Genomic DNA, 26,058 nt, shown 5'->3' with positions numbered 1-26,058 from the left:
CGCTTCTCGCGTAGCATTGTGTTACACATTCCCGGCCAGGCTGCGACTATCGTGCAGCGGTCCACGATAGCGAGTCCCCGCTAACATATTGTTTCAATGGCGATGTTTCGCCTCGCTGTGGTTTCTCCGATCAAACAGGAAGCTTGCCGATGCAGTCAGCCTATACCGTTCTAATCCTGCTGATGCTGGTGAGCGTGTCGAAACTGGTCGGGCGGGTGCTGCCACTGCCCCTGCCGCTGGTGCAGATTGGCGCCGGCGCCTTGCTGGCCTGGCCGACCCTGGGCCTGCACGTGGCGCTGGACCCGGAGCTGTTCCTTTTCCTGTTCCTGCCGCCGCTGCTGTTCGCCGACGGCTGGCGCATGCCCAAGCGCGAACTGTGGCGTATCCGCGGGCCCGTGGTGGCGCTGGCGGTGGGGCTGGTGCTGTTCACCGTGGTCGGCGCCGGCTACTTCATCCACTGGCTGTTGCCGAGCATTCCGCTGGCGGTGGCTTTCGCCCTGGCGGCGGTGCTGTCGCCCACCGACGCCGTGGCCGTCTCGGCCATCACCCAGGACCGCCTGCCGACACCGCTGATGCACATGCTTCAGGGCGAGGCGCTGATGAATGACGCTTCGGGCCTGGTGACCTTCAAGTTTGCCCTGGTGGCGGCGATCACCGGAGTGTTCTCGTTGACCGAGGCCAGCCTGACCTTCATCCTGGTCGCCCTCGGCGGCCTGGCGGTGGGGGTGGCGCTGAGCTGGCTGGTTGGGCGCCTGCGTATGTGGATGATCACCCGCGGCTGGGACGACCCGGCGACTCACGTGGTATTCATGCTGCTGCTGCCCTTTGCCGCCTACGTACTGGCTGAACGGCTCGGCGTATCCGGCATTCTCTCGGCGGTGGCTGCCGGGATGATGCAGAGCTGGCTGGACCTGCTGCCCCGGCAGACCAGCACGCGCCTGCTCAATCGCAGCGTCTGGTCGCTGCTGGAGTTTGCCTTCAACGGCCTGATCTTCCTGCTGCTGGGGCTGCAATTGCCGGACATCATCAAGGCAGTGGTGACCGACGAAGCCGCAGCCTGGACGACCCTGGCCTGGCGCTGCCTGGATGTGGTGGCGATCTTCGCTGCGCTGGTGCTGTTGCGGTTCATCTGGGTGCAGAGCATCTGGCGGGCTATCGGCGTGGTCAGACGCTGGCGCGGCAAGCCTGCGCTGGTGCTGATGCCGACCGCGCGCTCCTGCTGGTTGCTGACCCTGGGCGGCGTACGTGGTGCTGTGACCCTGGCGGGCGTGATGTCGGTGCCGCTGCTGATCGGCGCGGGCAAGGCGTTTCCCGAGCGCGACCTGCTCATCTTCATCGCCGCCGGAGTGATTTTGCTGTCGCTGGTCAGCGCCTGTATTGCCTTGCCTCTCTTGCTGCGCGGGGTAACCAAGAGCCCGGACGAGCGCTTGCACCAGGAGGTGCAGGAGGCCTGGCGGCGCACCGCCGAGGCGGCGATCCATGCGCTTGAGGCCGAGGAGGTGATCGATGCAAACGCGCCGCAGGATGCCGCCCAGGCGACCCTGGCCACCGAGCTCAAGGCGCGGCTGATGGCCGAATACCGCGATGAGCTGGACAGCTACAACGACAGTGCCGAGGCCCGGGCGTTGGCCGAGCAGATGGATCTGCTCGAACGTCGTTTACGCCTGCGGGCCCTGCGTGCGCAGCGGCTGGAGTTGTACGAGTTGCATCGCCAGCACCTGGTCGGGGACGAAGTGGTGCGTCAGGTGCTAGGCGAGCTGGACCTGAGCGAGGCCAACCTCGGGCAGGTCCGCTAGTTATTGGCATGAAGCCGGATAGACCAGGCGCATGAAGCGCTTGTCCTTTTTGCTGATTTTCAGGTTATGGCTGCGCTTGAACGCGTGGCGCGTGAGTTTCTGCCTGATGGGGTAGTGCATGATCGACCGCCTGTCATAGGGCAGGATGAGCAGGTCGCCGTTGTCGGGCAAGGGCAGGAACTGAGTGGCAAGGTCCTCTTCGATCAGGTCGTCGAGGTCATTCGGGTTGTTGGCCTCGTCGGCCAGGACCACGGCCAGCATTTGGCGCACCGCGTCAAGGTCCCAGGGTATGTTGGCCCTTGGGTGTTGGTGCTCATGCTCCATCCCCAATGCGTGTCCGAACTCATGCAGTACGAACGGCTCGAACAGCGGGTCCGACAGCTTGACCCCCAATGCCATGGTGGCACCGCCCACGTCCAAGGCCTGGTTGCCCAGGAAACTGAAATTCACGCCTTCCTGCACATCGGTCTGGATGCGGATCTCGGCTTTGTCGACATCGTTGTCCAGGAGCTCGAAGTTCAGGTTGGCATATTTCAGCCATTGGCACGCGGTGTCGAAAATCGATTTCTTGAGCCAGGGGCATGGCGTGCCGATGAACGAGATCCTGAGTGTCTGGCCGGGGCGCCAGAATACAGAGTGATCGGCCACCGAGCGTTTCTTGCGCGGCTTTATCGCCTGGGGCAGATGCAGCTTCTGGCGTAGACGGTAGATCGCGTTTGCCACGAGAGTATCGGACATGGTTGTGCACCTTCAGGGGTTGATAGGTGCCAACTATCGGTCGCCAGTGTTCTGCACCAGCGGTACTTAATGCTTGTCTCGATAGAGATTGCGCCCCCCTGTGAGGAGGGGCGCCTGCCATCAGCGGCCCAGGAACGCGCGAATCCGCTCGGCCGCCTCGATGCATTCGGCCAGCGGCGCGACCAGGGCCATGCGCACGCGCCCGGCGCCCGGATTGACTCCGTCTACTTCGCGGGACAGGTACGAACCCGGCACCACGGTCACATGCTCGGCCTCGAACAGGTCGCGGGTGAAGTCGGCATCGCTGCCCGGTACCTTGGCCCACAGGTAGAAACTGCCGTCCGGGCGTTGCACGTCGAGCACCGGCTGCAGGATGTCGAGCACGGCGTCGTACTTGGCGCGGTACTGGTCGCGGTTTTCGCGTACATGGGCCTCGTCCTGCCAGGCGGCGATGCTGGCCAGCTGGGTCTGCACCGGCATGGCGCAGCCGTGGTAGGTGCGGTACAGCAGGAACGGCTTGATGATTTCGGCGTCGCCGGCGACGAAGCCCGAGCGCAAGCCCGGCAAGTTGGAGCGCTTGGACAGGCTATGGAACACCACGCAGCGCTTGAAGTCATTTCGGCCCAGTGCCGCGCAGGCGCTGAGCAAGCCCGGTGGTGGCGTTTCCTCGTCGAAGTACAGCTCGCTGTAGCACTCGTCGGCGGCGATCACGAAGTCGTGCTCGTCGGCCAGGGCGATCAGCTTTTTCAGGGTGTCCATCGGCACCAGGGCGCCAGTGGGGTTGCCCGGGGAGCACAGGAACAGGATCTGGCAACGTTTCCAGACGTCGGCCGGCACGGCGTCGAAATCCGGGTTGAAACCGTTGTTTTCCAGGCAGGGCAGGTAGTGCGGCGTGGCGCCGGCCAGTAGGGCCGCGCCTTCGTAGATCTGGTAGAACGGGTTGGGGCTGACCACCAGGCCGTCCGCGGAGCGATCGACCACGGCCTGGGTGAAGGCGAACAGCGCCTCACGGGTGCCGTTGACCGGCAGGATATGGCGGTCGGCGTCCAGCCAGCCGGCCGGCACGCCGAAGCGCCGCTCGCACCACTGGCCGATGGCCTGGCGCAGGGCCGGCAGGCCCAGGGTGCTGGGGTAGACCGCCAGCTTGTCGAGGTTGTCGGTCATGGCCTTGGCGACGAAGGCCGGCGATTCGTGCTTCGGCTCGCCGATCGACAGGGCGATCGGGCGTTTGTCCGCCGCCGGTTTCACGCTCCCCAGCAGGGCACGCAGTTTCTCGAACGGGTAGGGCTGGAGCTGGGTCAGTGCTGGGTTCATTGGCGCAAGGTCTCGTTATCGTCAAAAGGTCATGCGGGTGGGGCTGGCATCGCTGGCCTGGCCGGCCTGCAGCTGCCGGACGATGGCCTCCTGCAGGCGGCTGCACAGCTGCGGGTCGGACAGCGGCTGGTTGTCGGCGTCGGTGATGAAGAACACGTCCTCCACGCGCTCGCCTAGGGTGGCGATCTTGGCGTTCTGCAGCGAGATGTCGAACTCCAGGAAGATCCGCCCGATCCGTGCCAGCAGGCCGGGGCGGTCCGGGGCGGTGATCTCGAGGATGGTCACTGGCCGTTGGGCGTCGTTGAGGATGGTCACCTGCGGCGGGAAGTCAAAGTGCTTGAGCTGGCGCGGCACCCGGCGCTGGATGATCGTCGGGTAGTCTTCGGGGGTGCGAAGCGCTTCGGTCAAGCCGTCGCGGATCTGCCTGACCCGCTGCGGATTGTCGCCGATCGAGCCGCCGTCGTTATCGAGCACAATGTAGGTGTCGAGGGTGAACTGGCTGCTCGAGGTGATGATCCGGGCGTCGTGGATGTTCAGGTTGAGCTGGGCCATGGCGGCCACGGTCACGGCGAAGAAATCGTGCTGGTCGGGGGCATAGATGAAGATCTGCGTGCCGCCCTCGAACTCGCGCTGGGTGGTTTCCTTGATCAGTACCAGCGGCCCGCCGTCGGCCGGCTGCTGGAGGATCGCGTCGCTGTGCCAGGCCACGTCGGCGGCGGTGTGTTTGAGGAAGTAGTCGTCACCCAGTTGCGACCAGAGCTGTTCGACGTCGTCCGGGTCGGTCCCTTCGCGCACCAGGATGTCGAGTGCGGCGCTCTGGGTCTGGCGGATCTGCTCCTCGCGGTCCAGCGGGTTTTCCAGGCCCCGGCGCAAGGCGCGCTTGGTCTCGGTGTAGAGCTGGCGCAAGAGGCTCGCCCGCCAGGAGTTCCACAGGCTGGGGTTGGTGGCGTTGATGTCGGCCACGGTCAGCACGTAGAGGTAGTCCAGGCGCGTCTCGTCGCCCACGTGCAGGGCGAAGTCGTTGATCACCTGAGGGTCGGAAAGGTCCTTGCGTTGCGCAGTGGTAGACATCACCAGGTGGTTCTGCACCAGCCAGACGATCAGCCGGCTGTCCCAGGCCGGTAGCTGGTGGCGCGCGCAGAAGGCCTGTGCGTCCACTGCGCCCAGCTCGGAGTGATCGCCCTGGCGACCCTTGCCGATGTCGTGGTAGAGGCCGGCCAGGTAGATCAGCTCGGGCTTGGGCAGGCGGCCCATGAGCTTGCTGGCCAGCGGAAATTTCTCGGAAACCGGGGTGTACTGCAGCTTGCGCAAGTGCTTGATCAGGTTGAGGGTGTGCGCATCGACCGTGTAGATGTGGAACAGGTCGTGCTGCATCTGCCCGACGATCAGGCCGAACTCCGGCAGGTAGCGGCCGAGGATGCCGTAGCGGTTCATCCGCCGCAGGTTGCGGTGGATGCCGATTTCGCACTTGAACAGCTCGATGAACAGGCTGGTGTTGCGGATATCGTTGCGGAACTTGTCGTCGATCAGGTGGCGATGCTCGCGCAGCAAGCGCACGGTGTCGGCGCGCACGCCCTTGATCTCGGGGTGCTGGGCCATCAGCACGAAGATCTCCAGCATGGCAAAGGGGGTGCGCCGGAAAACGTTCGGGTTGACCGCTTCTATATAGCCGTCGTGCAGGCGGAAGCGCGCGTTCAGCGGCTGGGTGGCGCCGCTGTCGTCATCGGCGAGGATCACTTCCTCGAAATGCTGGATGATCAGGTCGCACAGCTGGCTGATGCTCATTACCACCCGGTAGTACTGCTGCATGAACTGTTCGATGGCGCGCTTGGGGTTGTCGTCGGTGTAGCCCAGCAGCGCGGCGATGCTGCGCTGGTGGTCGAACAGCAGGCGGTCCTCGGCTCGCCCGGCGAGCATGTGCAGGGCATAGCGCACGCGCCAGAGGAAGGCCTGCGACGAAGCCAGCAGTTCGTTCTCGCTTTCCAGCAGGAAATCCTCGCCGGCCAGGGCATGCAGGTTCAGGGTGCCGTACTGGCGCCGGGCCACCCAGAGCACCGTTTGAATGTCGCGCAGGCCGCCCGGCCCGCCCTTGACGTTGGGCTCGAGGTTGTACTCGGTGTCGTTGTATTTGTGGTGGCGGGCCTTGAGCTCGGCGCGTTTGGCCAGGAAGAACTCCTTGCTCGGCCACATGTGCGCGGTGCTGGTGGCATCGAGCATGCGTTGGCGCAGTGACTCGGGGCCGGCGATGGTGCGGCTTTCCATCAGGTTGGTGATGACCGTGAGGTCGGCCCGGGCCTGCTCGGCGCATTCGTCGACGGTTCGCACGCTCTGGCCGACTTCCAGGCCGATATCCCACAGCAGCGTGAGGAAGCGCTCGATGGCGTCGCGGTACTGCTCGTGCTCGGCGGCGTCGAGCAGGATCAGCAGGTCGATGTCCGAGAACGGGTGCAACTCGCCGCGGCCATAGCCGCCCACCGCCACCAGGGCGATGCCGTCCGGCGTGCCCCAGCTGAACTGGTGCCAGGCCTGTTGCAGGATGTTGTCGACGAACCAGGCACGATCCTCGATTAGCCGGCGGATCTCGCGGCCTTCACGGAAACGCTTGTCGAGCACCTCGCCGGCCATGCGGATGGCTTTCTTGAAAGCGGCGATAGGGCTTGCCTTGAGGGCCAGTTCCGCCTGGAACTGGCCGCGGTCGAACAGCTCGGGATCCACCTGGGGCATCGAGTCGCGTTCCTGTTAGTCAGTGTCAGGCCGAGGTGCGCGCAATGGTGTCGTCCTTGCGCAGGGTGAAGATCTCGTAGCCGTTGGCGGTCACTACCAGGGTGTGTTCCCACTGGGCCGAGAGCTTGCGGTCCTTGGTGATGGCGGTCCAGCCGTCGCCAAGCACCTTGGTGTCGGCCTTGCCCTGGTTGATCATCGGCTCGATGGTGAAGGTCATGCCTTCCTTGAGCTCCATGCCAGTGCCGGCGCGGCCGTAATGGAGGATCTGCGGCTCTTCGTGGAACACCTTGCCGATGCCGTGACCGCAGAACTCGCGAACCACCGAAAAACCGTTCTTCTCGGCGTGCTTCTGGATCACCTCGCCAATGTCGCCAAGACGGCAGCCGGGCTTGACCAGCTCGATGGCCTTGTACAGGCACTCCTGAGTGACCTTGGACAGGCGCTCGGCCCATGGCGCGACGGTGCCGACATGGAACATGCGGCTGGTGTCGCCGTGATAGCCGTCCTTGATCACGGTCACGTCGATGTTGATGGTGTCGCCGTCCTTTAGCGCCTTGTCATTGGGAATGCCGTGGCAGACCACATGGTTGATCGAGGTGCAGATCGACTTGGGGAAACCCTTGTAGTTGAGAGGCGCGGGGATCGCCTGCTGGACGTTGACGATATAGTCGTGGCACAGGCGGTCGAGTTCCTCGGTGGTGACGCCGGGCTTGACGTGCTCCTCGATCATTTCCAGCACTTCGGCGGCCAGGCGGCCAGCGATGCGCATCTTCTCGATGTCTTCTGCGGTCTTGATGGTGACGGTCATGAACAGGCTCTCTACGGCGCCCTGTGTGGCGCGAACAAACGGGAAAGACCGGATTCTACCAGAGCGCGGCGGCGATCTGTCGGGAGAGTCCCGTGGATCCGGAGGTCTATTGAAGGCATTCTGGCCGCAAAGCGCGGGGCCTGCAAAAGCCGCTGACGGACGAAGCATGATCCGGGTTCCGTTCGCGCTCGGCCTGTGGTATAAAATGCGCCGCTTTCGGGGGATGTCCTCCGTCAGCTCAAACCCACACACGTGTCGACACGATGGCCTGGGTGCCCGGTTTCCCTGGAAACACGGGTTGGTCATTGGGATACGTGGAGGCCCAACCCGACTTATCAAGGAACTATCATGTCCCAAGTCAACATGCGCGATATGCTGAAGGCCGGTGTGCACTTCGGCCACCAGACCCGTTACTGGAACCCGAAAATGGGCAAGTACATTTTCGGCGCGCGTAACAAGATCCATATCATCAACCTGGAAAAAACCCTGCCAATGTTCAACGAAGCTCTGTCCTTCGTAGAGCGCCTGGCCCAGGGCAAGAACAAGATCATGTTCGTCGGCACCAAGCGTTCCGCCGGCAAGATCGTCGCCGAGCAAGCTGCTCGTTGCGGTTCGCCATACGTTGATCACCGTTGGTTGGGCGGCATGCTGACCAACTACAAGACCATTCGCGCCTCGATCAAGCGTCTGCGCGACCTGGAAACCCAGGCCGAAGACGGCACCTTTGCCAAGCTGACCAAGAAAGAAGCCCTGATGCGTTCGCGCGATCTGGAAAAGCTGGATCGCAGCCTGGGTGGTATCAAGGACATGGGCGGCCTGCCTGATGCCCTGTTCGTGATCGACGTCGACCACGAGCGCATTGCCATCACCGAAGCCAACAAGCTGGGCATCCCGGTCATCGGCGTTGTCGATACCAACAGCAGCCCGGAAGGTGTTGACTACATCATCCCAGGTAACGATGACGCCATCCGCGCCATCGAGCTGTACATGACTTCGATGGCTGACGCCGTCATCCGCGGTCGCAACAACGTTGCCGGCGGCACTGAAGTCTACGCTGAAGAAGCGGCTGCACCTGCTGCCGAGTAATTGACGCCTGGCGTCGACTTGGCACGCAAAAAGGGGGCTTGGCCCCCTTTTTGCCACCTTGAAATCCTGCTGTCAGCAACGGCCTTGCATCATGGGCGAGCTGATATAAAGGCAGCGATTTGCAGAATTTAACGCCCGTGACGAGCGGGTGGAATGGTTGAAAAACTTTCCAAGAGGATTTTGAAATGGCAGCAATTACTGCGGCGCTGGTCAAAGAACTGCGCGAGCGTACCGGCGAAGGCATGATGGATTGCAAGAAGGCCCTGGAAAAGGCCGGCGGCGACATCGAAAAAGCCATTGACGACATGCGTGCCTCGGGCGCCATCAAGGCCGCCAAAAAGGCTGGCAACGTCGCTGCTGAAGGCGCTATCGCGGTCAAGACCGACGGTAAATCCGCCGTTCTGCTGGAAGTGAACTCGCAGACCGACTTCCTGGCCCTGCAGGACGACTTCAAGAACTTCGTTGCCGAAAGCCTCGAAGAAGCCTTCGCTCAGAAGCTGACCGACGCAGCTCCGCTGATCGCCTCGCGTGAAGCCGCTCGTGAAGCCCTGGTTGCCAAGTGCGGCGAGAACGTCAACATCCGTCGCCTGGTGCGCGTTGAGGGCGACGTTGTCGGCGCTTACCTGCACGGCAACAAGATCGGTGCCGTTGTTGTCCTGAAAGGCGGCGACGTCGACCTGGCCAAGAACATCGCCATGCACGTTGCAGCCTCGAACCCAGAGTTCCTGGACGCGTCGGAAATCTCCGCCGAGGCCATCGAGCGCGAGAAGAACGTCTTCCTGCAGCTGAATGCCGACAAGATCGCCGGCAAGCCGGAGAACATCGTTGAGAACATGATCAACGGTCGTATTTCCAAGTTCAAAGCCGAAGCCTCGCTGAAAGAGCAAGCCTTCGTCATGGATCCGGAAGTCAAAGTTGGCGCGCTGGCCAAGAAAGCCGGTGCTGAAATCGTTTCCTTCACCTACTTCAAGGTCGGCGAAGGCATCGAGAAGCCGGTTGACGACTTCGCTGCCGAAGTTGCCGCCCAGGTAGCTGCCGCCAAGCAGTAAGACGGATTCGTCTGTCGCCCCGAAGAGGCTGCCCGCTTACGCGCGCAGCCTCTTTGTCAAAGCGGGAGCGGTTCACGAGACCGTTGCTCGCTGACGCATCAAGTGCGTCACGCTAGAGTTACGCGCAGGCTGAAACAGCCCGCCAGATTTTTACAAACGCCGCAGGAGAGATTCGCAATGGCTCAGCAGGGCAGTGGTCATCAGGCTCGCTATAAACGCATTCTACTCAAACTTAGCGGCGAGGCCCTGATGGGCTCGGAAGAGTTCGGGATCGACCCCAAGGTCCTGGATCGCATGGCGCTGGAAGTCGGCCAGCTGGTCGGCATCGGCGTTCAGGTCGGCCTGGTGATCGGTGGCGGCAACCTGTTCCGTGGCGCGGCGCTCAGTGCGGCCGGCATGGACCGCGTTACCGGCGACCACATGGGCATGCTGGCCACCGTGATGAACGGCCTGGCCATGCGCGACGCGCTGGAGCGGGCGAACATCACCGCCATCGTCATGTCGGCTATCTCCATGGTGGGTGTGACCGATCACTACGATCGCCGCAAGGCCATGCGCCACCTGAATTCCAAGGAAGTCGTAATCTTCGCTGCCGGTACCGGCAACCCGTTCTTCACCACCGACTCCGCCGCTTGCCTGCGCGCCATCGAAATCGATGCCGACGTGGTATTGAAGGCAACCAAGGTCGATGGTGTATACACTGCAGATCCATTCAAGGACCCGCATGCCGAGAAGTTCGATCATCTGTCCTACGATGAAGTGCTGGATCGCAAGCTGGGCGTAATGGACCTGACGGCAATCTGCCTTTGCCGCGATCACAAGATGCCGCTGCGCGTCTTCAACATGAACAAGCCCGGCGCCCTGCTCAATATTGTGCATGGTGGTGCGGAAGGAACTCTGATCGAGGAAGTTCAAAAATGATCAACGACATCAAGAAAGACGCCCAGGAGCGCATGGGCAAGTCCCTCGAGGCCTTGGCCCGCAACCTGGCGGCGATCCGCACCGGTCGCGCCCACCCGAGCATCCTGGATAGCGTCAAGGTGCCGGCCTGGGGCAGCGACATGCCGCTGAACCAGGTAGCCGCGATCACCGTCGAGGACGCCCGTACCCTGAAGATCGTCGCCCACGACAAGAACCTCAGCGCCGCCATCGAAAAGGCCATCCTGACCTCCGACCTGGGCCTGAACCCGTCCAGCGCCGGCACCACCATTCGTGTGCCGATGCCGGCCCTGACCGAAGAAACCCGCAAGGGCTACACCAAGCAGGCCAGCGGCGTTGCCGAGGACGCCAAGGTTGCAGTGCGCAACGTGCGTCGCGATGCCCTCGCCGATCTGAAGAAGCTGACCAAGGACAAGGAAATCAGCGAAGACGAAGAGCGCCGCGCGGCTGACGAGATCCAGAAGCTGACCGACAAGTTCGTTGCTGAGGTCGATGCTGCCTTCAAGGCCAAGGAAAAGGACCTGATGGCCGTTTGAGGCCAGGGTTGCTCTCTTAATGGAAAAGACCAAGTCAGCGGCACCGGGCTCGGTGCCGCGTCACGTCGCGATCATCATGGACGGCAACAACCGCTGGGCGAAGAAGCGTCTTCTGCCCGGCGTCGCCGGCCACAAGGCCGGCGTGGATGCCGTTCGCGCGGTGATCGAAGTCTGCGCCGAGGCCAAGGTCGAGGTGCTCACGCTCTTCGCCTTCTCCAGCGAAAACTGGCAGCGTCCGGCCGAGGAGGTCGGTGCGCTGATGGAGCTGTTCTTCTCGGCATTGCGTCGGGAGGCCAAGCGCCTGAACGACAATAACATCAGCCTGCGCATCATCGGTGATCGCTCGCGCTTCCACCCTGAGCTCCAGGCGGCGATGCGCGAAGCCGAAGCGGCGACGGTGGGTAGCAACCGTTTCATCCTGCAGATCGCCGCCAACTATGGCGGCCAATGGGACATCGCCCAGGCCGCGCAACGCCTGGCGCGAGAAGTCCAGGCCGGTCATCTTCGCCCCGAGGACATCACCCCGGATCTGCTGCAGACCTGCCTGGCTACCGGTGACCTGCCGTTGCCCGACCTGTGCATCCGAACCGGTGGCGAGCACCGCATCAGCAACTTCCTGTTGTGGCAGCTGGCCTACGCCGAGCTGTACTTCTCCGACCTTTATTGGCCGGACTTCAAACACGAGGCCATGCGCAACGCGCTGGCCGATTTCGCTTCACGCCAGCGACGCTTCGGTAAGACCAGCGAGCAGGTCGAAGCCGGAGCCCGTGCTTAATGCTTAAACAACGCATCATTACCGCGCTGATCCTGCTGCCGATCGCGTTGGGTGGTTTCTTCCTGCTCAACGGTGGGGATTTCGCCCTGTTCATCGGCTGCGTGGTAACGCTCGGCGCCTGGGAGTGGGCGCGTCTGGCCGGCCTGGTGGCGCAGCCGCTGCGCATTGCCTACGCCGCCGTGGTGGCCGGTGGCTTGATGCTGCTCTACCTGATGCCCGACCTCGCGCCTTGGGTGCTGGGTGCATCGGTGATCTGGTGGGCCCTGGCCACCTGGCTGGTGCTGACCTACCCGCGCAGCGGCGAGCTGTGGAGCAGTGCCGCCTGTCGCCTGCTGATCGGCCTGCTGGTGCTGCTGCCTGCCTGGCAGGGGTTGGTGCTGCTCAAGCACTGGCCATTGGGCAACTGGCTGATCCTGTCGGTCATGGTCCTGGTCTGGGCTGCCGATATTGGCGCTTACTTCTCCGGTCGGGCCTTCGGCAAGCGCAAGCTGGCGCCGCAGGTCAGCCCGGGCAAGAGCTGGGAGGGCGTCTATGGCGGTCTTGCGGTCAGTCTGCTGATCACCCTGACCGTGGGCTTTGCCCGTGACTGGAGTATCGGCCAGGTGCTACTGGGGCTCTTGGGCGCCGGGGTGGTGGTGATGTCTTCGGTAGTCGGTGACTTGACCGAAAGCATGTTCAAGCGCCGTGAAGGCATCAAGGACAGCAGCAATCTGCTGCCGGGTCATGGCGGCGTGCTCGATCGCATCGACAGCCTGACTGCGGCGATTCCGATGTTTGCCGTGCTGTTGTGGGCGGCTGAGTGGGGTGTGATGTGAGTGCTGTGCAACGCATAACCGTGCTGGGAGCCACTGGCTCCATCGGCCTTAGCACGCTGGACGTCATTGCCCGGCACCCTGATCGTTACCAGGTGTTCGCCCTGAGCGGCTATTCGCGCATCGATGAGCTGCTCACCCTGTGCAAGCGTCATCGTCCGGCGTTTGCCGTGGTGCCGAGCGCCGAGGCGGCCACGCGCCTGCGTCAGGGGCTGGGCGCGGCGGGCTGCGCCACCGAGGTGCTCGAGGGTGAGGCCGGATTGTGCCAGGTGGCCGCTGCGTCAGAGGTGGACACCGTGATGGCGGCCATCGTTGGCGCCGCCGGCCTGCGCCCGACCCTGGCCGCGGTCGAGGCGGGCAAGAAGGTGTTGCTCGCCAACAAGGAGGCCCTGGTGATGTCCGGGGCCCTGTTCATGGATGCGGTGCGCCGCAGCGGTTCGGTGTTGCTGCCGATCGACAGTGAGCACAACGCGATCTTCCAGTGCATGCCCGGCGACTACGCCCGTGGCCTCGGTGCTGTCGGTGTGCGCCGGATCCTGCTGACCGCCTCAGGCGGGCCGTTCCGCGAAACCCCTGCCGAAGTGTTGCTGGATGTAACCCCGGAGCAGGCCTGCGCGCACCCGAACTGGTCCATGGGTCGCAAGATCTCGGTCGATTCGGCCAGCATGCTGAACAAAGGCCTGGAACTGATCGAGGCCTGCTGGCTGTTCGATGCCAAGCCGTCCCAAATTGAAGTGGTGGTACACCCGCAAAGCGTCATCCATTCGCTGGTGGATTACGTCGATGGCTCGGTGCTTGCCCAGCTGGGTAACCCGGACATGCGCACGCCAATCTCCAACGCCCTGGCCTGGCCAGAGCGTATCGATTCGGGCGTCGCGCCGCTGGACTTGTTCGCCATCGCCCGTCTGGATTTCCAGGCGCCCGACGAACAGCGCTTCCCATGCCTGAGCCTGGCGCGTCAGGCTGCCGAGGCGGGCAACAGTGCGCCGACGGTGCTCAACGCCGCCAACGAAGTGGCCGTCGAGGCGTTTCTCCAGCGGCGTATCCGCTTCCCGGAGATCGCGGGTATGATCGAACAGGTGCTCGACCAGGAGCCCGTGGTGGCATTGCCCACCCTCGAGGCGGTGTTCGCCGCCGACCAGCGTGCCCGGGAGCTGTCCCGGGAGTGGCTGCGACGCCACGGCCGCTGAAGCCTGCGGCCGACTCCGCCGAATGTCACCCGGAGATTGGACATGACTGCGCTCTACATGATTGTCGGCACCCTGATTGCACTGGGTGTGCTGGTTACCTTCCACGAGTTTGGCCACTTCTGGGTGGCGCGGCGTTGCGGGGTCAAGGTCCTGCGTTTCTCGGTGGGTTTCGGCACGCCGCTGGTGCGCTGGCATGATCGCCACGGTACCGAGTTCGTCGTCGCCGCTATTCCGCTGGGCGGTTACGTCAAGATGCTCGACGAGCGCGAGGGCGAGGTTCCTCCGGCGCTGGTCGAGCAGTCGTTCAATCGCAAGTCGGTTCGCCAGCGTATTGCCATCGTGGCCGCCGGTCCCATCGCCAACTTCCTGCTGGCCATCCTGTTCTTCTGGGTTGTGGCCATGCTGGGTTCGCAGCAGGTACGTCCGGTCATCGGCGGCGTCGAGGCTGGCAGCCTGGCGGCCAGCGCCGGTCTGAGCGTTGGCCAGGAAATCGTTTCCATCGATGGCGAACCGACCAATGGCTGGTCGGCGGTCAATCTGCAACTGGTACGCCGTTTAGGCGAGACCGGCACGTTGCGGATCGGGGTGCTCGATGAGGGCGCGACGGCCGAGCGCCAATTGAGTGTTTCCCTGAATCAATGGCTCAAGGGCGTTGACGAACCCGAGCCGATCCAGTCCCTAGGCCTGCGCCCATGGCGTCCGGCTGTGGTGCCGGTACTGGCAGAGATCGATCCGAAAGGGCCGGCGGCCGCGGCCGGGCTCAAGACCGGTGACAAGCTGCTGGCGCTCGACGGCGTGGAGCTGGCCGATTGGCAGCAGGTGGTTGACGCAGTCCGTGCCCGTCCCGAGAAAAAGGTCAGCCTGCGCATCGAGCGTGACGGCGCGCCACTCGAGGTTGCCGTCACCCTGGCGCGCAAAGGCGAGGGCCAGGCTTCTGGCGGCTATCTGGGCGCCGGGGTCAAGGCCGCCGAGTGGCCGGCGAAGATGCTCCGCGAAGTCAGCTATGGGCCGCTGGAGGCGGTGGGCGAGGGACTTTCCCGCACCTGGAACATGAGCGTCCTTACCCTCGAATCGCTGAAGAAAATGCTGTTCGGGGAGCTCTCGGTAAAAAACTTGAGTGGACCGATAACCATTGCTAAAGTGGCGGGCGCTTCAGCCCAGTCGGGCGTTGGGGATTTCCTGAATTTCCTGGCCTACCTGAGCATAAGCCTGGGGGTTCTGAACCTGCTGCCCATCCCGGTACTGGATGGGGGGCATTTGCTGTTCTACCTGATCGAGTGGGCGCGCGGTCGTCCGCTCTCGGATCGGGTGCAAGGTTGGGGGGTCCAGATCGGTATCAGTTTGGTCGTCGGGGTGATGTTGCTCGCCCTGATCAACGATCTGGGTCGACTATAAAAGCTTCGCTCAATCGCGAAAACCTGCCGCCTTGTCGCGGCAGGTTGTTTATTGCCAGTTGGAATAAAAGGACTTCATGAAACGTCTGCTGCTAACTGCGGTGCTCTCCGCACTGATGATCGCTGAAGTTCACGCCGAGTCCTTCACCATCTCCGATATTCGTGTCAACGGCCTGCAGCGGGTGTCCGCCGGCAGCGTGTTCGGCGCGTTGCCGCTGAACGTCGGTGACCAGGTCGACGACCGCCGTCTGGTCGAATCGACCCGCTCGCTGTTCAAGACCGGCTTCTTCCAGGACATTCAGCTGAACCGCGACGGCAATGTCCTGATCATCAACGTGGTCGAGCGCCCCTCGGTGTCGAGCATCGAGATCGAAGGCAACAAGGCGATCAGCACCGAGGACCTGATGAAGGGCCTGAAGCAGTCGGGCCTGGCCGAAGGTGAAATCTTCCAGCGCGCGACGCTGGAAGGCGTGCGTAACGAACTGCAGCGCCAGTACGTTGCCCAGGGCCGTTACTCCGCCGAGGTCGACGCAGAGGTCGTTCCGCAACCGCGCAACCGCGTCGGCCTGAAGATCAAGATCAACGAAGGCACCGTGGCCGCGATCCAGCACATCAACGTGGTGGGTAACACGGTCTTCGACGACGAGACCCTCGGCCAGTTGTTCGAGCTCAAGACCACCAACTGGCTGTCGTTCTTCAAGAACGACGACAAGTACGCCCGGGAAAAGCTCTCCGGTGACCTGGAGCGGCTGCGTTCCTACTACCTGGACCGCGGCTACATCAACATGGACATCGCGTCCACCCAGGTGTCGATCACCCCGGACAAGAAGCACGTCTACATCACCGTCAACATCAACGAGGGCGAGAAGTACACCGTCCGCGACGTGAAGCTGTCCGGTGACCTGAAAGTGCCGGAAGACCAGGTCAAGTCGCTGCTGCTGGTGCAGCCGGGCCAGGTGTTCTCGCGCAAGGTGATGACCACCACCTCCGACCTCATCACCCGTCGTCTGGGCAACGAAGGCTACACCTTCGCCAACGTCAACGGCGTGCCGCAGCCGAACGACCAGGATCACACCGTCGACATCATGTTCGTCGTCGATCCGGGCAAGCGTGCCTACGTCAACCGCATCAACTATCGCGGCAACACCAAGACCGAAGACGAAGTGCTGCGCCGCGAAATGCGTCAGATGGAAGGTGGCTGGGCTTCGACCTACCTGATCGACCAGTCCAAGACCCGCCTCGAGCGCCTGGGCTTCTTCAAGGAAGTCAACGTCGAGACGCCGCCGGTACCGGGTACCGACGACCAGGTCGACGTCAACTACAGCGTCGAAGAGCAGGCCTCCGGCTCGATCACTGCCAGCGTCGGTTTCGCCCAGAGCGCCGGCCTGATCCTGGGCGGCTCGATCAGCCAGAACAACTTCCTCGGTACTGGTAACAAGGTCTCCATTGGCCTGACCCGCTCCGAGTACCAGACCCGCTACAACTTCGGCTATGTCGATCCCTACTTCACCGCCGATGGCGTGAGCCTGGGCTACAACGCCTTCTACCGCAGCACCGACTACGACGACCTCGACGTCGACGTGGCCAGCTATGCGGTGGACAGCCTCGGTGCCGGTGTCAGCCTCGGCTACCCGATCAGCGAGACCTCGCGCCTGACCTACGGCCTGACCGTGCAGCAGGACAAGATCAAGACCGGCCGTTACACCGTCGATGAGATCTTCAAGTTCCTTCAGGATGAAGGCGACAACTTCCTGAACTTCAAGGCCTCGATCGGCTGGTCCGAGTCGACCCTGAACAAAGGCGTGCTGGCTACCCGTGGTCACTCCCAGAGCCTGACGCTGGAAACCACCGTGCCGGGCAGCGACCTGTCGTTCTACAAGCTCGACTACCGTGGCCAGCTGTTCAAGCCGATCAATAACGACTACACCCTGCGCCTGCACACCGAACTGGGCTATGGTGATGGTTTCGGCTCGACCTCCGGCCTGCCGTTCTATGAAAACTACTATGCGGGCGGCTTCAACTCCGTGCGCGGCTTCAAGGACAGCACCCTGGGCCCACGCAGTACTCCGAGCCGTGGCGCTGCGGTAACCGGCAACCAGGGCACCATCGCCGACCCGGACCAGGATCCGCTGCCGTTCGGTGGTAACGTCCTCGTCCAAGGTGGCGTGGAGCTGCTGTTCCCGCTGCCGTTCGTCAAGGATCAGCGTTCGCTGCGCACGTCCGTGTTCTGGGATGTGGGTAACGTGTTCGACACCAACTGCGGCTCGAAGCCCGATTGCACCAAGGTCGGCTTCTCGGACATGGCCAGCTCGGTCGGTCTGGGCGTGACCTGGATCACCGCGCTGGGCCCGTTGAGCTTCAGCCTGGCGATGCCGATCAAGAAACCGGACGACGCCGACACGCAAGTGTTCCAATTCTCTCTGGGCCAGACCTTCTGAGGTCGGCCCTTGCATAACGACAACGGATTATCCAGGAGTGCATCGTGCGTAAGTTGACCCAACTGGCCTTCGTAGCCGCGGCGCTGGTCGCCACCCCGGCTTTCGCCGAAATGAAAGTTGCCGTGCTGAACTATCAGATGGCTCTGCTGGAATCCGACGCGGCCAAGAAGTACGCGGTGGACGCCGAGAAGAAGTTCGGCCCGCAACTGACCAAGCTCAAGGGCCTGGAAAGCAGCGCCAAGGGTATCCAGGACCGCCTGATCAAGGGCGGCGACAAGATGCCTCAGCCTGAGCGTGAACGCCTGGAGCTCGAGTTCAAGCAAAAAGCCCGCGACTTCCAGTTCCAGTCCAAGGAACTCAACGAAGCCAAGGCCGTGGCCGACCGCGACATGCTCAAGCAGCTCAAGCCGAAGCTCGACGGTGCTGTCGAGGAAGTGATCAAGAAGGGCGGTTTCGACCTGGTTCTGGAGCGTGGCGCGGTCATCGATGTCAAGCCTCAGTACGACATCACCCGTCAGGTCATCGAGCGCATGAACCAAGCCCGTTGATATGACTGTGACCATGACGCTCGGCCAGCTGGCCGAAGCCCTCGGGGCCGAACTCAGAGGCCCCGAGGCGCTGCAGATCACCGGGCTGGCCACCTTGCAGGAGGCCGGTTGCGGGCAGTTGAGCTTCCTGGCCAACAAGCAGTATCGCAAGTTTCTGGACGATTCCTCGGCCAGTGCGGTACTGCTCAAGGCCGAGGACGCCGAGGGTTTTGCCGGCAACGCCTTGATCGTTCCCGACCCTTACCTGGCCTATGCGCGCATTTCGCACCTGTTCGATCCGAAGCCCAAGGCTGTGGCGGGAATCCATCCCAGCGCCGTGGTGGCCGAGGATGCCCAGGTAGATGCCAGCGCCAGCATCGGCCCGTTCGCGGTGATCGAAAGCGGCGCGTGCATCGGCGCCAATGTGACGGTCGGCGCGCACTGCTTCGTCGGTGCCCGCTGTGTCATCGGCGAGGGTGGCTGGCTGGCTGCGCGTGTCACGCTGTATCACGACGTGACCATTGGTAAGCGCGTGGTCATCCAGTCTGGCGCGGTGATCGGTGGCGAGGGCTTCGGCTTTGCCAACGAGAAGGGCATCTGGCGCAAGATCGCGCAGATCGGCGGCGTCACCCTGGGTGATGATGTGGAGATCGGCGTGAACACCGCGGTAGACCGTGGTGCGCTGTCGGACACCCGCATCGGCGATGGCGTCAAGCTCGACAACCAGATCCAGATCGCCCACAACGTGCAGGTCGGCGACCACACGGCGATGGCGGCCTGCGTCGGGATTTCCGGCAGTACCCGCATCGGCAAGCATTGCATGATTGCCGGTGGTGTCGGGATGGTCGGCCACATCGACGTCTGCGACAATGTCTTCGTTTCCGGCATGACCATGGTGACCCGTTCGATTACCGAGCCGGGTGGCTATTCTTCCGGTACGGCCATGCAACCCTTGGCCGAGTGGCGCAAGAGCGCCGCTCGCATTCGCCAGCTGGACGAGATGTCCAAGCGTCTCCAGCAGCTGGAAAAGCGTGTCGACACCGTGACCTCAGGTGGCCAGCCGACATCAGAAGGCTGATACCATTTACTGAGCGAGCGTTACAGTCGCTAGCTGGCTCCTCTTTGGATCTGCAAAAGGAGCGTGTGGTCAGCACCTGCGCTCCCTATTCTTATACAGGCTTCCCCCCGAAATGATGGACATCAACGAGATTCGCGAATACCTGCCTCACCGTTACCCGTTCCTGCTCGTGGACCGTGTGACGGATCTGGACTTCGAGGCTCAAAGCATTCGTGCCTACAAGAATGTCAGCATCAACGAGCCGTTCTTCAATGGCCACTTCCCGGCGCATCCGATCATGCCGGGCGTGCTGATCATCGAGGCGATGGCCCAGGCGGCCGGGATTCTCGGATTCAAGATGCTCGACGCCAAGCCGGCGGACGGCACCCTCTACTACTTCGTCGGCTCCGATAAGCTGCGTTTCCGCCAGCCGGTGCTGCCGGGCGACCAGCTGGTGCTGGAAGCCAAGTTCCTCAGCCGCAAGAGCATGATCTGGAAGTTCGAGTGCCGCGCCCTGGTGGACGGCAAGCCGGTCTGCTCGGCCGAGATCACCTGCGCGGAACGCTCCCTATGAGTTCGATTGACCCACGGGCGATCATCGACCCCTCGGCCAAGTTGGCCGAGGGCGTCGAGGTCGGCCCCTGGTCGATCGTAGGCCCCGATGTGGAAATCGGGGAGGGTACCGTCATCGGTCCGCATGTGGTGCTAAAGGGGCCGACCCGTATCGGCAAGCACAACCGCATCTATCAGTTTTCCTCGATCGGCGAAGACACCCCTGACCTGAAGTACAAGGGTGAGCCGACGCGCCTGGTGATCGGTGACCACAACGTGATCCGCGAGGGTGTCACCATCCACCGCGGCACCGTGCAGGACCGTTCGGAAACCACCCTGGGCGATCACAACCTGATCATGGCCTATGCCCACATCGGCCACGACAGCGTCATCGGCAACCACTGCATCCTGGTCAACAACACCGCGCTGGCGGGCCATGTGCATGTCGGCGACTGGGCCATCCTGTCCGGTTACACGCTGGTGCACCAGTACTGCCATATCGGCGCCCATGCGTTTTCCGGCATGGGCACCGCGATCGGCAAGGACGTACCGGCCTATGTCACCGTGTTCGGCAGCCCGGCCGAGGCGCGCAGCATGAACTTCGAAGGCCTGCGTCGTCGCGGTTTCAGCGACGAAGTGCTGCACGCCCTGCGTCGCGCCTACAAGATCGTCTACCGCCAGGGCCTGACCGTCGAAGAGGCGCTCAAGGAGCTGGATGAGCTGGTCACGCAGTTCCCTGAAGTCGATCTGTTCCGTCAATCGATCGCCAATTCCGCACGCGGCATCACCCGCTGATATGGCCCAGCTCTGCGTGGCGCTGGTCGCCGGCGAGGCCAGCGGGGACATTCTCGGTTCCGGCCTGATGCGCGCTATCAAGGCACGTCATCCCGATGTGCGGTTCATCGGTGTTGGCGGTCCCTTGATGGAAGCCGAGGGCATGACCTCCTACTTTCCGATGGAACGCCTGGCCGTCATGGGCCTGGTCGAGGTGCTCGGGCGCCTGCGCGAGCTGCTCAAGCGGCGCAAGGAACTGATCCACACACTGATCGGCGAAAAGCCCGACGTGTTCATCGGTATCGATGCCCCCGATTTCACCCTCAATATCGAACTCAAGCTGCGTCAGGCCGGAATCAAGACGGTGCATTACGTCAGCCCGTCGGTCTGGGCCTGGCGGCAGAAGCGCGTGCTGAAAATTCGTGAGGGCTGCGACCTGATGCTCACCCTGCTGCCGTTCGAGGCGCGCTTCTATGAAGAGCAGGGCGTGCCGGTGCGTTTCGTTGGCCATCCGCTGGCGGACACGATTCCCCTGGAGGCCGACCGTGGCGCGGCGCGTGCCGAACTGGGCCTGGCCGAAGGCCCGGTGATCGCGTTGATGCCTGGCAGCCGGGGCGGTGAGGTAGGGCGCCTGGGAGCTTTGTTCCTCGATGCCGCCCAGCGCTTGCGCGAGCTGGTGCCCGGCGTGCGCTTCGTGCTGCCGTGCGCGAATGCCGCCCGGCGCGCTCAGGTCGAGCAGATGCTCGAAGGGCGCGAACTGCCACTGACCTTGCTGGATGGCCGCTCGCACCAGGCGCTGGCCGCCTGTGACGCGGTGCTGATCGCCTCCGGCACCGCCACCCTGGAAGCGATGCTGTACAAGCGACCGATGGTGGTGGCCTACCGCTTGGCGCCGCTGACCTACTGGATCCTCAAGCGCATGGTCAAGAGCCCGTACGTGTCGCTGCCCAACCTGCTGGCCCAGCGCCTGCTGGTACCGGAGCTGTTGCAGGACGCCGCTACCAGCGAAGCCCTGGCACAGACCCTGGCGCCGCTGGTCAAGGACGGCTCGCAGCAGACCGACAGCTTCGACCAGATCCACCGCACCTTGCGCCGCGACGCCTCCAATCAGGCGGCCGACGCGGTGCTCGCCCTGTTGAAGGACCGCTGAGATGCAGATGGGACTGGATTTCAACCTGGTTGAAGAGCTGGTAGCCGGCGTCGATGAAGTAGGCCGTGGCCCGCTGTGCGGCGCGGTGGTCACCGCGGCGGTCATTCTCGACCCGCGCCGACCGATCCTCGGCCTGAACGACTCGAAAAAGCTCACCGAGGCCAAGCGCGACGCACTGTTCGACGAGATCCGCGAGAAGGCCCTGAGCTTCTGTATCGCCCGGGCCGAGGTCGAGGAAATCGACCGCCTGAATATTCTCCATGCCACCATGTTGGCCATGCAGCGCGCGGTCGAAGGGTTGCACATCACACCGAAACTGGCGCTGATCGACGGCAACCGTTGCCCGAAGCTGGCAGTGCCGGCGGCGCCGGTGGTCAAGGGCGACTCCCAGGTGCCGGCGATCGCGGCGGCCTCGATCCTGGCCAAGGTCACCCGTGATCGGGAGATGAGCGCGTTCGAGCTGATCTACCCGGGTTATGGGATCGGCGGGCACAAGGGGTATCCGACTCCAGTGCACCTTGAGGCCCTGGCCCGTCTTGGGCCGACGCCCATTCATCGGCGTTCGTTCGCGCCGGTTCGGGCCGCATGGGAAGCCCGTGAAGGCATTTCCACCTCGCTGATCTGATCGGCGCCACTCATCGCGGGGCAAGCCCGCTCCCACGCCAAGCCTGCACTGGAATCGGCTGCGTGGGAGCGGGCTTGCCCCGCGATGCATTCTGCAACCAACCGCTGACCTCCAGGCGAGGCAAGCGAAGAGCAATACGCTACAATCCCGCCCTCGTCGTTCAGCACTGCTACAGGATCCTCCATGTCGGTCTCCTTCGTTCACCTTCGCGTGCACTCCGAATTCTCCCTGGTCGACGGCCTGGTGCGGATCAAGCCGCTGGCCAAGGCCCTGGCCGGGATGAACATGCCGGCGGTGGCAATTACCGACCAGAGCAACATGTGCTCGCTGGTGAAGTTCTACAAGACCGCCATGGGCGCTGGCATCAAGCCGATCTGCGGCGCCGACCTGTGGCTGGCCGGGGCCGATTCCGAGGCGCCGCTGTCGCGCATCTGCTTCCTGGCCATGGATCCCAAGGGCTATCGCAACCTCACCGAGCTGATCTCCCGAGGCTGGACCGACGGCCAGCGCAACGGCCTGGTGATCATCCAGCGCGACTGGATCGCCCCAGCCAGCGAGGGGCTGATCGCCCTGTCGGCAGGCAAGGAAGGCGATATTGGCGTGGCCCTGATGGCCGGTCGCCAGGACGAAGCCGAAGCCCTGCTCGGCGACTGGATGGGCATGTTCCCGGACCGCTTCTATGTCGAGTTGCAGCGTACCAATCGCGCCGGTGACGAAGAGTACGTGCACGCCGCCGTGGCCCTGGCCGACAAGCTCGGCGCCCCGCTGGTGGCGACCAACGACGTGCGCTTCATCAAACAGTCGGATTTCGACGCCCACGAGACCCGCGTGTGCATTGGCGAGGGCTGGACCCTCGACGACCCGCGCCGCCCGCGCGGCTACAGTGACCAGCAGTACCTCAAGTCGTCCGAAGAGATGGCCGAGCTGTTCAGCGACCTGCCGGACGCCATCGCCAACACCGTGGAGATCGCCAAGCGCTGCAACATCACCGTGCAGCTGGGCAAATACTTCCTCCCCGATTTCCCGACGCCCAACGGCATGGGCATCGACGACTACCTGCGTCACGTCTCCCACGAAGGCCTGGAGGAGCGCCTGGCGGTGCTTTGGCCGAAAGAGACCACGCCCAATTACGAAGAGAAGCGCCAGGTCTACCTGGACCGCCTGAAGTTCGAGCTGGACATCATCATTCAGATGGGCTTCCCCGGTTACTTCCTGATCGTTATGGACTTCATCAAGTGGGCGAAGAACAACGACGTGCCGGTTGGCCCGGGCCGGGGCTCGGGGGCCGGCTCCCTGGTGGCCTATGTACTGAAGATCACCGACCTCGACCCGCTGGCCTATGACCTGCTGTTCGAGCGCTTCCTGAACCCTGAACGTATTTCCATGCCTGACTTCGACGTCGACTTCTGCATGGATGGCCGTGACCGGGTGATCGACTACGTGGCCGAAGCCTACGGCCGCAACGCGGTGAGCCAGATCATCACCTTCGGCACCATGGCCGCCAAGGCGGTGGTGCGCGACGTGGCGCGGGTGCAAGGCAAGTCCTACGGCCTGGCCGACCGCCTGTCGAAGATGATCCCGTTCGAAGTGGGCATGACCCTGGAGAAGGCCTACGAGCAGGAAGAGATCCTGCGCGACTTCCTCAAGGGTGACGAGGATGCCCGCGAGATCTGGGACATGGCGCTCAAGCTCGAAGGTGTCACCCGCGGTACCGGCAAGCACGCCGGTGGCGTGGTGATCGCGCCGACCAAGCTCACTGACTTCTCACCGATTGCCTGTGACGAAGAGGGCGGCGGCCTGGTGACCCAGTTCGACAAGGACGACGTCGAGGCTGCGGGCCTGGTGAAGTTCGACTTCCTCGGCCTGCGGACCCTGACCATCATCAAGTGGGCGATGGAGATCATCAACCGCGAGCAGGCCAAGAAGAACCTGCCCGACGTCAACATCGACTTCATCCCGCTGGACGACCGCAAGACTTACGAGCTGCTGCAGAAAGCCGAAACCACGGCGGTGTTCCAGCTCGAATCCCGGGGCATGAAGGAGCTGATCAAGAAGCTCAAGCCCGACTGCCTGGAAGACCTCATCGCACTGGTGGCGCTGTTCCGTCCGGGCCCGTTGCAATCGGGCATGGTGGACGACTTCATCAACCGCAAGCACGGCCGGGCGGAACTGGCCTACCCGCACTCCGACTACCAGTACGAAGGTCTGAAACCGGTACTCGCGCCTACCTACGGCATCATCCTGTACCAGGAACAGGTGATGCAGATCGCCCAGGTGATGGCCGGCTACACCCTCGGTGGCGCCGACATGCTGCGCCGGGCCATGGGTAAGAAAAAGCCCGAGGAAATGGCCAAGCAGCGCGGTGGTTTTATCGAAGGCTGCGTGGCCAACAACATCGATGCGGACCTGGCCGGTAACATTTTCGACCTGGTAGAGAAATTCGCCGGCTACGGCTTCAACAAATCCCACTCCGCCGCCTACGGCCTGGTGTCCTACCAGACCGCCTGGCTGAAAACCCACTACCCGGCGCCGTTCATGGCCGCGGTGCTGTCGGCGGATATGCACAACACCGACAAGGTGGTGGTGCTGGTCGAGGAAGTGCGCAGCATGAAGCTGCGCCTGGACGCGCCGGACGTGAACTTCTCGGACTTCAAGTTCACCGTCAACAACGATGGCCGCATCGTCTATGGCCTGGGCGCGATCAAGGGCGTCGGCGAGGGGCCGGTGGAGGCAATCGTCGAGGCCCGCGCCCAGGGCGGCCCGTTCAAGGACCTGTTCGACTTCTGCGAGCGTATCGACCTCAAGCGGGTCAACAAGCGGACCCTCGACGCGCTGATCCGCAGTGGTGCGCTGGACCGCCTGGGGCCGCATTTCCATGACGAGATCAAGGCCTATCAGGCCAACATCGACATCAACCGTGCAACCTTGCTGTCGGCGCTGGGCGAGGCAGTCAAGGCTGCCGAGCAGGCCGCCCATACTGCGGACAGTGGCCACGTCGACCTGTTCGGCGGCATGTTCGACGAGGCGGATGTCGACGTCTACGCCAACCACCGCAAGGTGCGCGAGCTGACGCTCAAGGAACGCCTCAAGGGTGAAAAGGACACCCTTGGCCTGTACCTGACCGGCCACCCGATCGACGAATACGAGACCGAGATCCGCCGCTTCGCCCGCCAGCGCATCGTCGACCTCAAACCGGCCCGCGACACCCAGACCATCGCCGGCATGATCATTGCCCTGCGGGTGATGAAGAACAAAAAGGGTGACAAGATGGGCTTCGTCACCCTGGATGACCGTTCCGGGCGCATCGAGGCCTCGCTGTTCGCCGATGCCTTCATGGGCGCCCAGGCCCTGCTGCAGACCGACGCCATGGTGGTGGTGGAGGGGGAGGTGAGCAACGACGACTTCTCCGGCGGCCTGCGCCTGCGGGTCAAGACAGTGATGACCATGGAGGATGCCCGGACCAAGCTGGCCGAGAGCCTGCGCCTGAAGGTTGGTCACGACGCGCTCAAGGGCGATCGTCTGAAATGGCTGGGCGAGCTGATCACCCGGCACCGTGGTGGTTGCCCGATCACCCTGGAGTACACCGGCAGCGACGCCAAGGCCATGCTGCAGTTTGGCGACCAGTGGTCGATCGACCCGGCCGATGGGCTGATTCAGGCACTGCGTGACCAGTTCGGGCGTGAGAACGTCTTCCTGCAATACCGTTGAAACGACGCATTTTAATCTCGACCTTTATGCGCCTGATCCCTTAAGGTAGGGCGCCAAACGGATCAA

21 protein-coding genes are annotated in these 26,058 nt (G+C 63.2%); 17 read left to right on the top strand and 4 right to left on the bottom strand.

Translation table 11 applies throughout. The annotated features are described in order from the left end of the window. Window positions 1-149: 149 nt before the first annotated feature. A complete protein-coding gene (locus tag K5H97_RS22870) occupies window positions 150-1,796 on the top strand; it encodes a Na+/H+ antiporter (protein WP_028690682.1) in 1,647 nt (548 codons plus the stop codon). On the opposite strand, the gene K5H97_RS22865 is transcribed toward K5H97_RS22870, so the two are convergent. The 4 genes from K5H97_RS22865 to map all read right to left on the bottom strand — a co-directional run bounded on the left by K5H97_RS22865 (window position 1,797) and on the right by map (window position 7,380). Then, window positions 1,797-2,534 carry a zinc metalloprotease gene (locus tag K5H97_RS22865; protein WP_051555671.1) on the bottom strand — a complete coding sequence of 246 codons (738 nt, stop codon included), beginning with the start codon at window positions 2,532-2,534 and terminating at the stop codon, window positions 1,797-1,799. Between the two features lie 120 nt (window positions 2,535-2,654). Further along, complete coding sequence (gene dapC, locus K5H97_RS22860) at window positions 2,655-3,848, bottom strand: succinyldiaminopimelate transaminase (RefSeq protein WP_028690681.1); 1,194 nt, start codon at window positions 3,846-3,848, stop codon at window positions 2,655-2,657. A gap of 21 nt (window positions 3,849-3,869) precedes the next feature. Beyond that, window positions 3,870-6,572 (bottom strand): [protein-PII] uridylyltransferase, encoded by a 2,703-nt coding sequence (locus K5H97_RS22855; protein WP_028690680.1) that lies wholly within the window; start codon window positions 6,570-6,572, stop codon window positions 3,870-3,872. A gap of 25 nt (window positions 6,573-6,597) precedes the next feature. Then, complete coding sequence (gene map, locus K5H97_RS22850) at window positions 6,598-7,380, bottom strand: type I methionyl aminopeptidase (protein WP_028690679.1); 783 nt, start codon at window positions 7,378-7,380, stop codon at window positions 6,598-6,600. 348 nt (window positions 7,381-7,728) lie between these two features. On the opposite strand from map, the gene rpsB reads away from it, so the two are divergent. The 16 genes from rpsB (at window position 7,729) to dnaE (ending at window position 25,992) form a co-directional block, all read left to right on the top strand. Continuing rightward, window positions 7,729-8,466, top strand: coding sequence for a 30S ribosomal protein S2 (gene rpsB, locus K5H97_RS22845; RefSeq protein ID WP_028690678.1), 738 nt, complete (start codon window positions 7,729-7,731; stop codon window positions 8,464-8,466). A gap of 185 nt (window positions 8,467-8,651) precedes the next feature. Continuing rightward, window positions 8,652-9,515: a translation elongation factor Ts gene (tsf, locus tag K5H97_RS22840; RefSeq protein WP_028690677.1), complete on the top strand. Its 864-nt coding sequence runs from the start codon at window positions 8,652-8,654 to the stop codon at window positions 9,513-9,515. Between the two features lie 177 nt (window positions 9,516-9,692). Beyond that, window positions 9,693-10,436, top strand: coding sequence for a UMP kinase (gene pyrH / locus K5H97_RS22835; RefSeq protein ID WP_028690676.1), 744 nt, complete (start codon window positions 9,693-9,695; stop codon window positions 10,434-10,436). Continuing rightward, window positions 10,433-10,990 carry a ribosome recycling factor gene (gene frr / locus K5H97_RS22830; protein ID WP_028690675.1) on the top strand — a complete coding sequence of 186 codons (558 nt, stop codon included), beginning with the start codon at window positions 10,433-10,435 and terminating at the stop codon, window positions 10,988-10,990. Before pyrH ends, frr begins: the two co-directional genes overlap by 4 nt. Window positions 10,991-11,009: 19 nt before the next feature. Then, complete coding sequence (uppS, locus tag K5H97_RS22825) at window positions 11,010-11,765, top strand: polyprenyl diphosphate synthase (protein WP_028690674.1); 756 nt, start codon at window positions 11,010-11,012, stop codon at window positions 11,763-11,765. Next, window positions 11,765-12,580: a phosphatidate cytidylyltransferase gene (locus K5H97_RS22820; RefSeq protein ID WP_028690673.1), complete on the top strand. Its 816-nt coding sequence runs from the start codon at window positions 11,765-11,767 to the stop codon at window positions 12,578-12,580. The genes uppS and K5H97_RS22820 overlap by 1 nt, the downstream gene beginning before the upstream one ends. Further along, complete coding sequence (gene ispC / locus K5H97_RS22815) at window positions 12,577-13,767, top strand: 1-deoxy-D-xylulose-5-phosphate reductoisomerase (protein WP_028690672.1); 1,191 nt, start codon at window positions 12,577-12,579, stop codon at window positions 13,765-13,767. The genes K5H97_RS22820 and ispC overlap by 4 nt, the downstream gene beginning before the upstream one ends. 42 nt (window positions 13,768-13,809) lie before the next feature. Beyond that, the gene (gene rseP, locus K5H97_RS22810; RefSeq protein WP_028690671.1) at window positions 13,810-15,162 is read left to right on the top strand and encodes an RIP metalloprotease RseP; all 1,353 of its coding nucleotides are present in this window, start codon (window positions 13,810-13,812) and stop codon (window positions 15,160-15,162) included. A 76-nt stretch (window positions 15,163-15,238) separates the two neighbouring features. Continuing rightward, window positions 15,239-17,599 carry an outer membrane protein assembly factor BamA gene (bamA, locus tag K5H97_RS22805; RefSeq protein ID WP_028690670.1) on the top strand — a complete coding sequence of 787 codons (2,361 nt, stop codon included), beginning with the start codon at window positions 15,239-15,241 and terminating at the stop codon, window positions 17,597-17,599. 44 nt (window positions 17,600-17,643) lie between these two features. Continuing rightward, entirely contained in the window at window positions 17,644-18,147 is a 504-nt protein-coding gene (locus tag K5H97_RS22800; protein ID WP_028690669.1) for an OmpH family outer membrane protein, read from the top strand. A gap of 1 nt (window position 18,148) precedes the next feature. Then, entirely contained in the window at window positions 18,149-19,204 is a 1,056-nt protein-coding gene (lpxD, locus tag K5H97_RS22795; RefSeq protein WP_028690668.1) for a UDP-3-O-(3-hydroxymyristoyl)glucosamine N-acyltransferase, read from the top strand. A 112-nt stretch (window positions 19,205-19,316) separates the two neighbouring features. Beyond that, entirely contained in the window at window positions 19,317-19,757 is a 441-nt protein-coding gene (gene fabZ / locus K5H97_RS22790) for a 3-hydroxyacyl-ACP dehydratase FabZ (protein WP_003252314.1), read from the top strand. Then, window positions 19,754-20,530, top strand: coding sequence for an acyl-ACP--UDP-N-acetylglucosamine O-acyltransferase (lpxA, locus tag K5H97_RS22785; RefSeq protein WP_028690667.1), 777 nt, complete (start codon window positions 19,754-19,756; stop codon window positions 20,528-20,530). The genes fabZ and lpxA overlap by 4 nt, the downstream gene beginning before the upstream one ends. Window position 20,531: 1 nt before the next feature. Next, on the top strand, window positions 20,532-21,659 hold the full coding sequence (lpxB, locus tag K5H97_RS22780) for a lipid-A-disaccharide synthase (protein WP_028690666.1): 1,128 nt from the start codon (window positions 20,532-20,534) through the stop codon (window positions 21,657-21,659). 1 nt (window position 21,660) lies between these two features. Further along, window positions 21,661-22,284, top strand: coding sequence for a ribonuclease HII (rnhB, locus tag K5H97_RS22775; RefSeq protein WP_028690665.1), 624 nt, complete (start codon window positions 21,661-21,663; stop codon window positions 22,282-22,284). Between the two features lie 183 nt (window positions 22,285-22,467). After that, window positions 22,468-25,992 carry a DNA polymerase III subunit alpha gene (dnaE, locus tag K5H97_RS22770; RefSeq protein ID WP_028690664.1) on the top strand — a complete coding sequence of 1,175 codons (3,525 nt, stop codon included), beginning with the start codon at window positions 22,468-22,470 and terminating at the stop codon, window positions 25,990-25,992. The last annotated feature ends 66 nt before the right edge of the window (window positions 25,993-26,058 follow it).

The sequence above is a fragment of the Pseudomonas mosselii genome, assembly GCF_019823065.1.
Lineage (GTDB): Bacteria > Pseudomonadota > Gammaproteobacteria > Pseudomonadales > Pseudomonadaceae > Aquipseudomonas > Aquipseudomonas mosselii.
This window is presented reverse-complemented; position numbering and strand designations above follow the sequence as displayed.

Coding starts and splice junctions, on each gene's coding strand:
- K5H97_RS22870 (WP_028690682.1), top strand. CDS start 150: ATGCAGTCAGCCTATACCGTTCTAATCCTGCTGATGCTGGTGAGCGTG.
- K5H97_RS22865 (WP_051555671.1), bottom strand. CDS start 2,534: ATGTCCGATACTCTCGTGGCAAACGCGATCTACCGTCTACGCCAGAAG.
- dapC (WP_028690681.1), bottom strand. CDS start 3,848: ATGAACCCAGCACTGACCCAGCTCCAGCCCTACCCGTTCGAGAAACTG.
- K5H97_RS22855 (WP_028690680.1), bottom strand. CDS start 6,572: ATGCCCCAGGTGGATCCCGAGCTGTTCGACCGCGGCCAGTTCCAGGCG.
- map (WP_028690679.1), bottom strand. CDS start 7,380: ATGACCGTCACCATCAAGACCGCAGAAGACATCGAGAAGATGCGCATC.
- rpsB (WP_028690678.1), top strand. CDS start 7,729: ATGTCCCAAGTCAACATGCGCGATATGCTGAAGGCCGGTGTGCACTTC.
- tsf (WP_028690677.1), top strand. CDS start 8,652: ATGGCAGCAATTACTGCGGCGCTGGTCAAAGAACTGCGCGAGCGTACC.
- pyrH (WP_028690676.1), top strand. CDS start 9,693: ATGGCTCAGCAGGGCAGTGGTCATCAGGCTCGCTATAAACGCATTCTA.
- frr (WP_028690675.1), top strand. CDS start 10,433: ATGATCAACGACATCAAGAAAGACGCCCAGGAGCGCATGGGCAAGTCC.
- uppS (WP_028690674.1), top strand. CDS start 11,010: ATGGAAAAGACCAAGTCAGCGGCACCGGGCTCGGTGCCGCGTCACGTC.
- K5H97_RS22820 (WP_028690673.1), top strand. CDS start 11,765: ATGCTTAAACAACGCATCATTACCGCGCTGATCCTGCTGCCGATCGCG.
- rseP (WP_028690671.1), top strand. CDS start 13,810: ATGACTGCGCTCTACATGATTGTCGGCACCCTGATTGCACTGGGTGTG.
- bamA (WP_028690670.1), top strand. CDS start 15,239: ATGAAACGTCTGCTGCTAACTGCGGTGCTCTCCGCACTGATGATCGCT.
- lpxD (WP_028690668.1), top strand. CDS start 18,149: ATGACTGTGACCATGACGCTCGGCCAGCTGGCCGAAGCCCTCGGGGCC.
- fabZ (WP_003252314.1), top strand. CDS start 19,317: ATGATGGACATCAACGAGATTCGCGAATACCTGCCTCACCGTTACCCG.
- lpxA (WP_028690667.1), top strand. CDS start 19,754: ATGAGTTCGATTGACCCACGGGCGATCATCGACCCCTCGGCCAAGTTG.
- lpxB (WP_028690666.1), top strand. CDS start 20,532: ATGGCCCAGCTCTGCGTGGCGCTGGTCGCCGGCGAGGCCAGCGGGGAC.
- rnhB (WP_028690665.1), top strand. CDS start 21,661: ATGCAGATGGGACTGGATTTCAACCTGGTTGAAGAGCTGGTAGCCGGC.
- dnaE (WP_028690664.1), top strand. CDS start 22,468: ATGTCGGTCTCCTTCGTTCACCTTCGCGTGCACTCCGAATTCTCCCTG.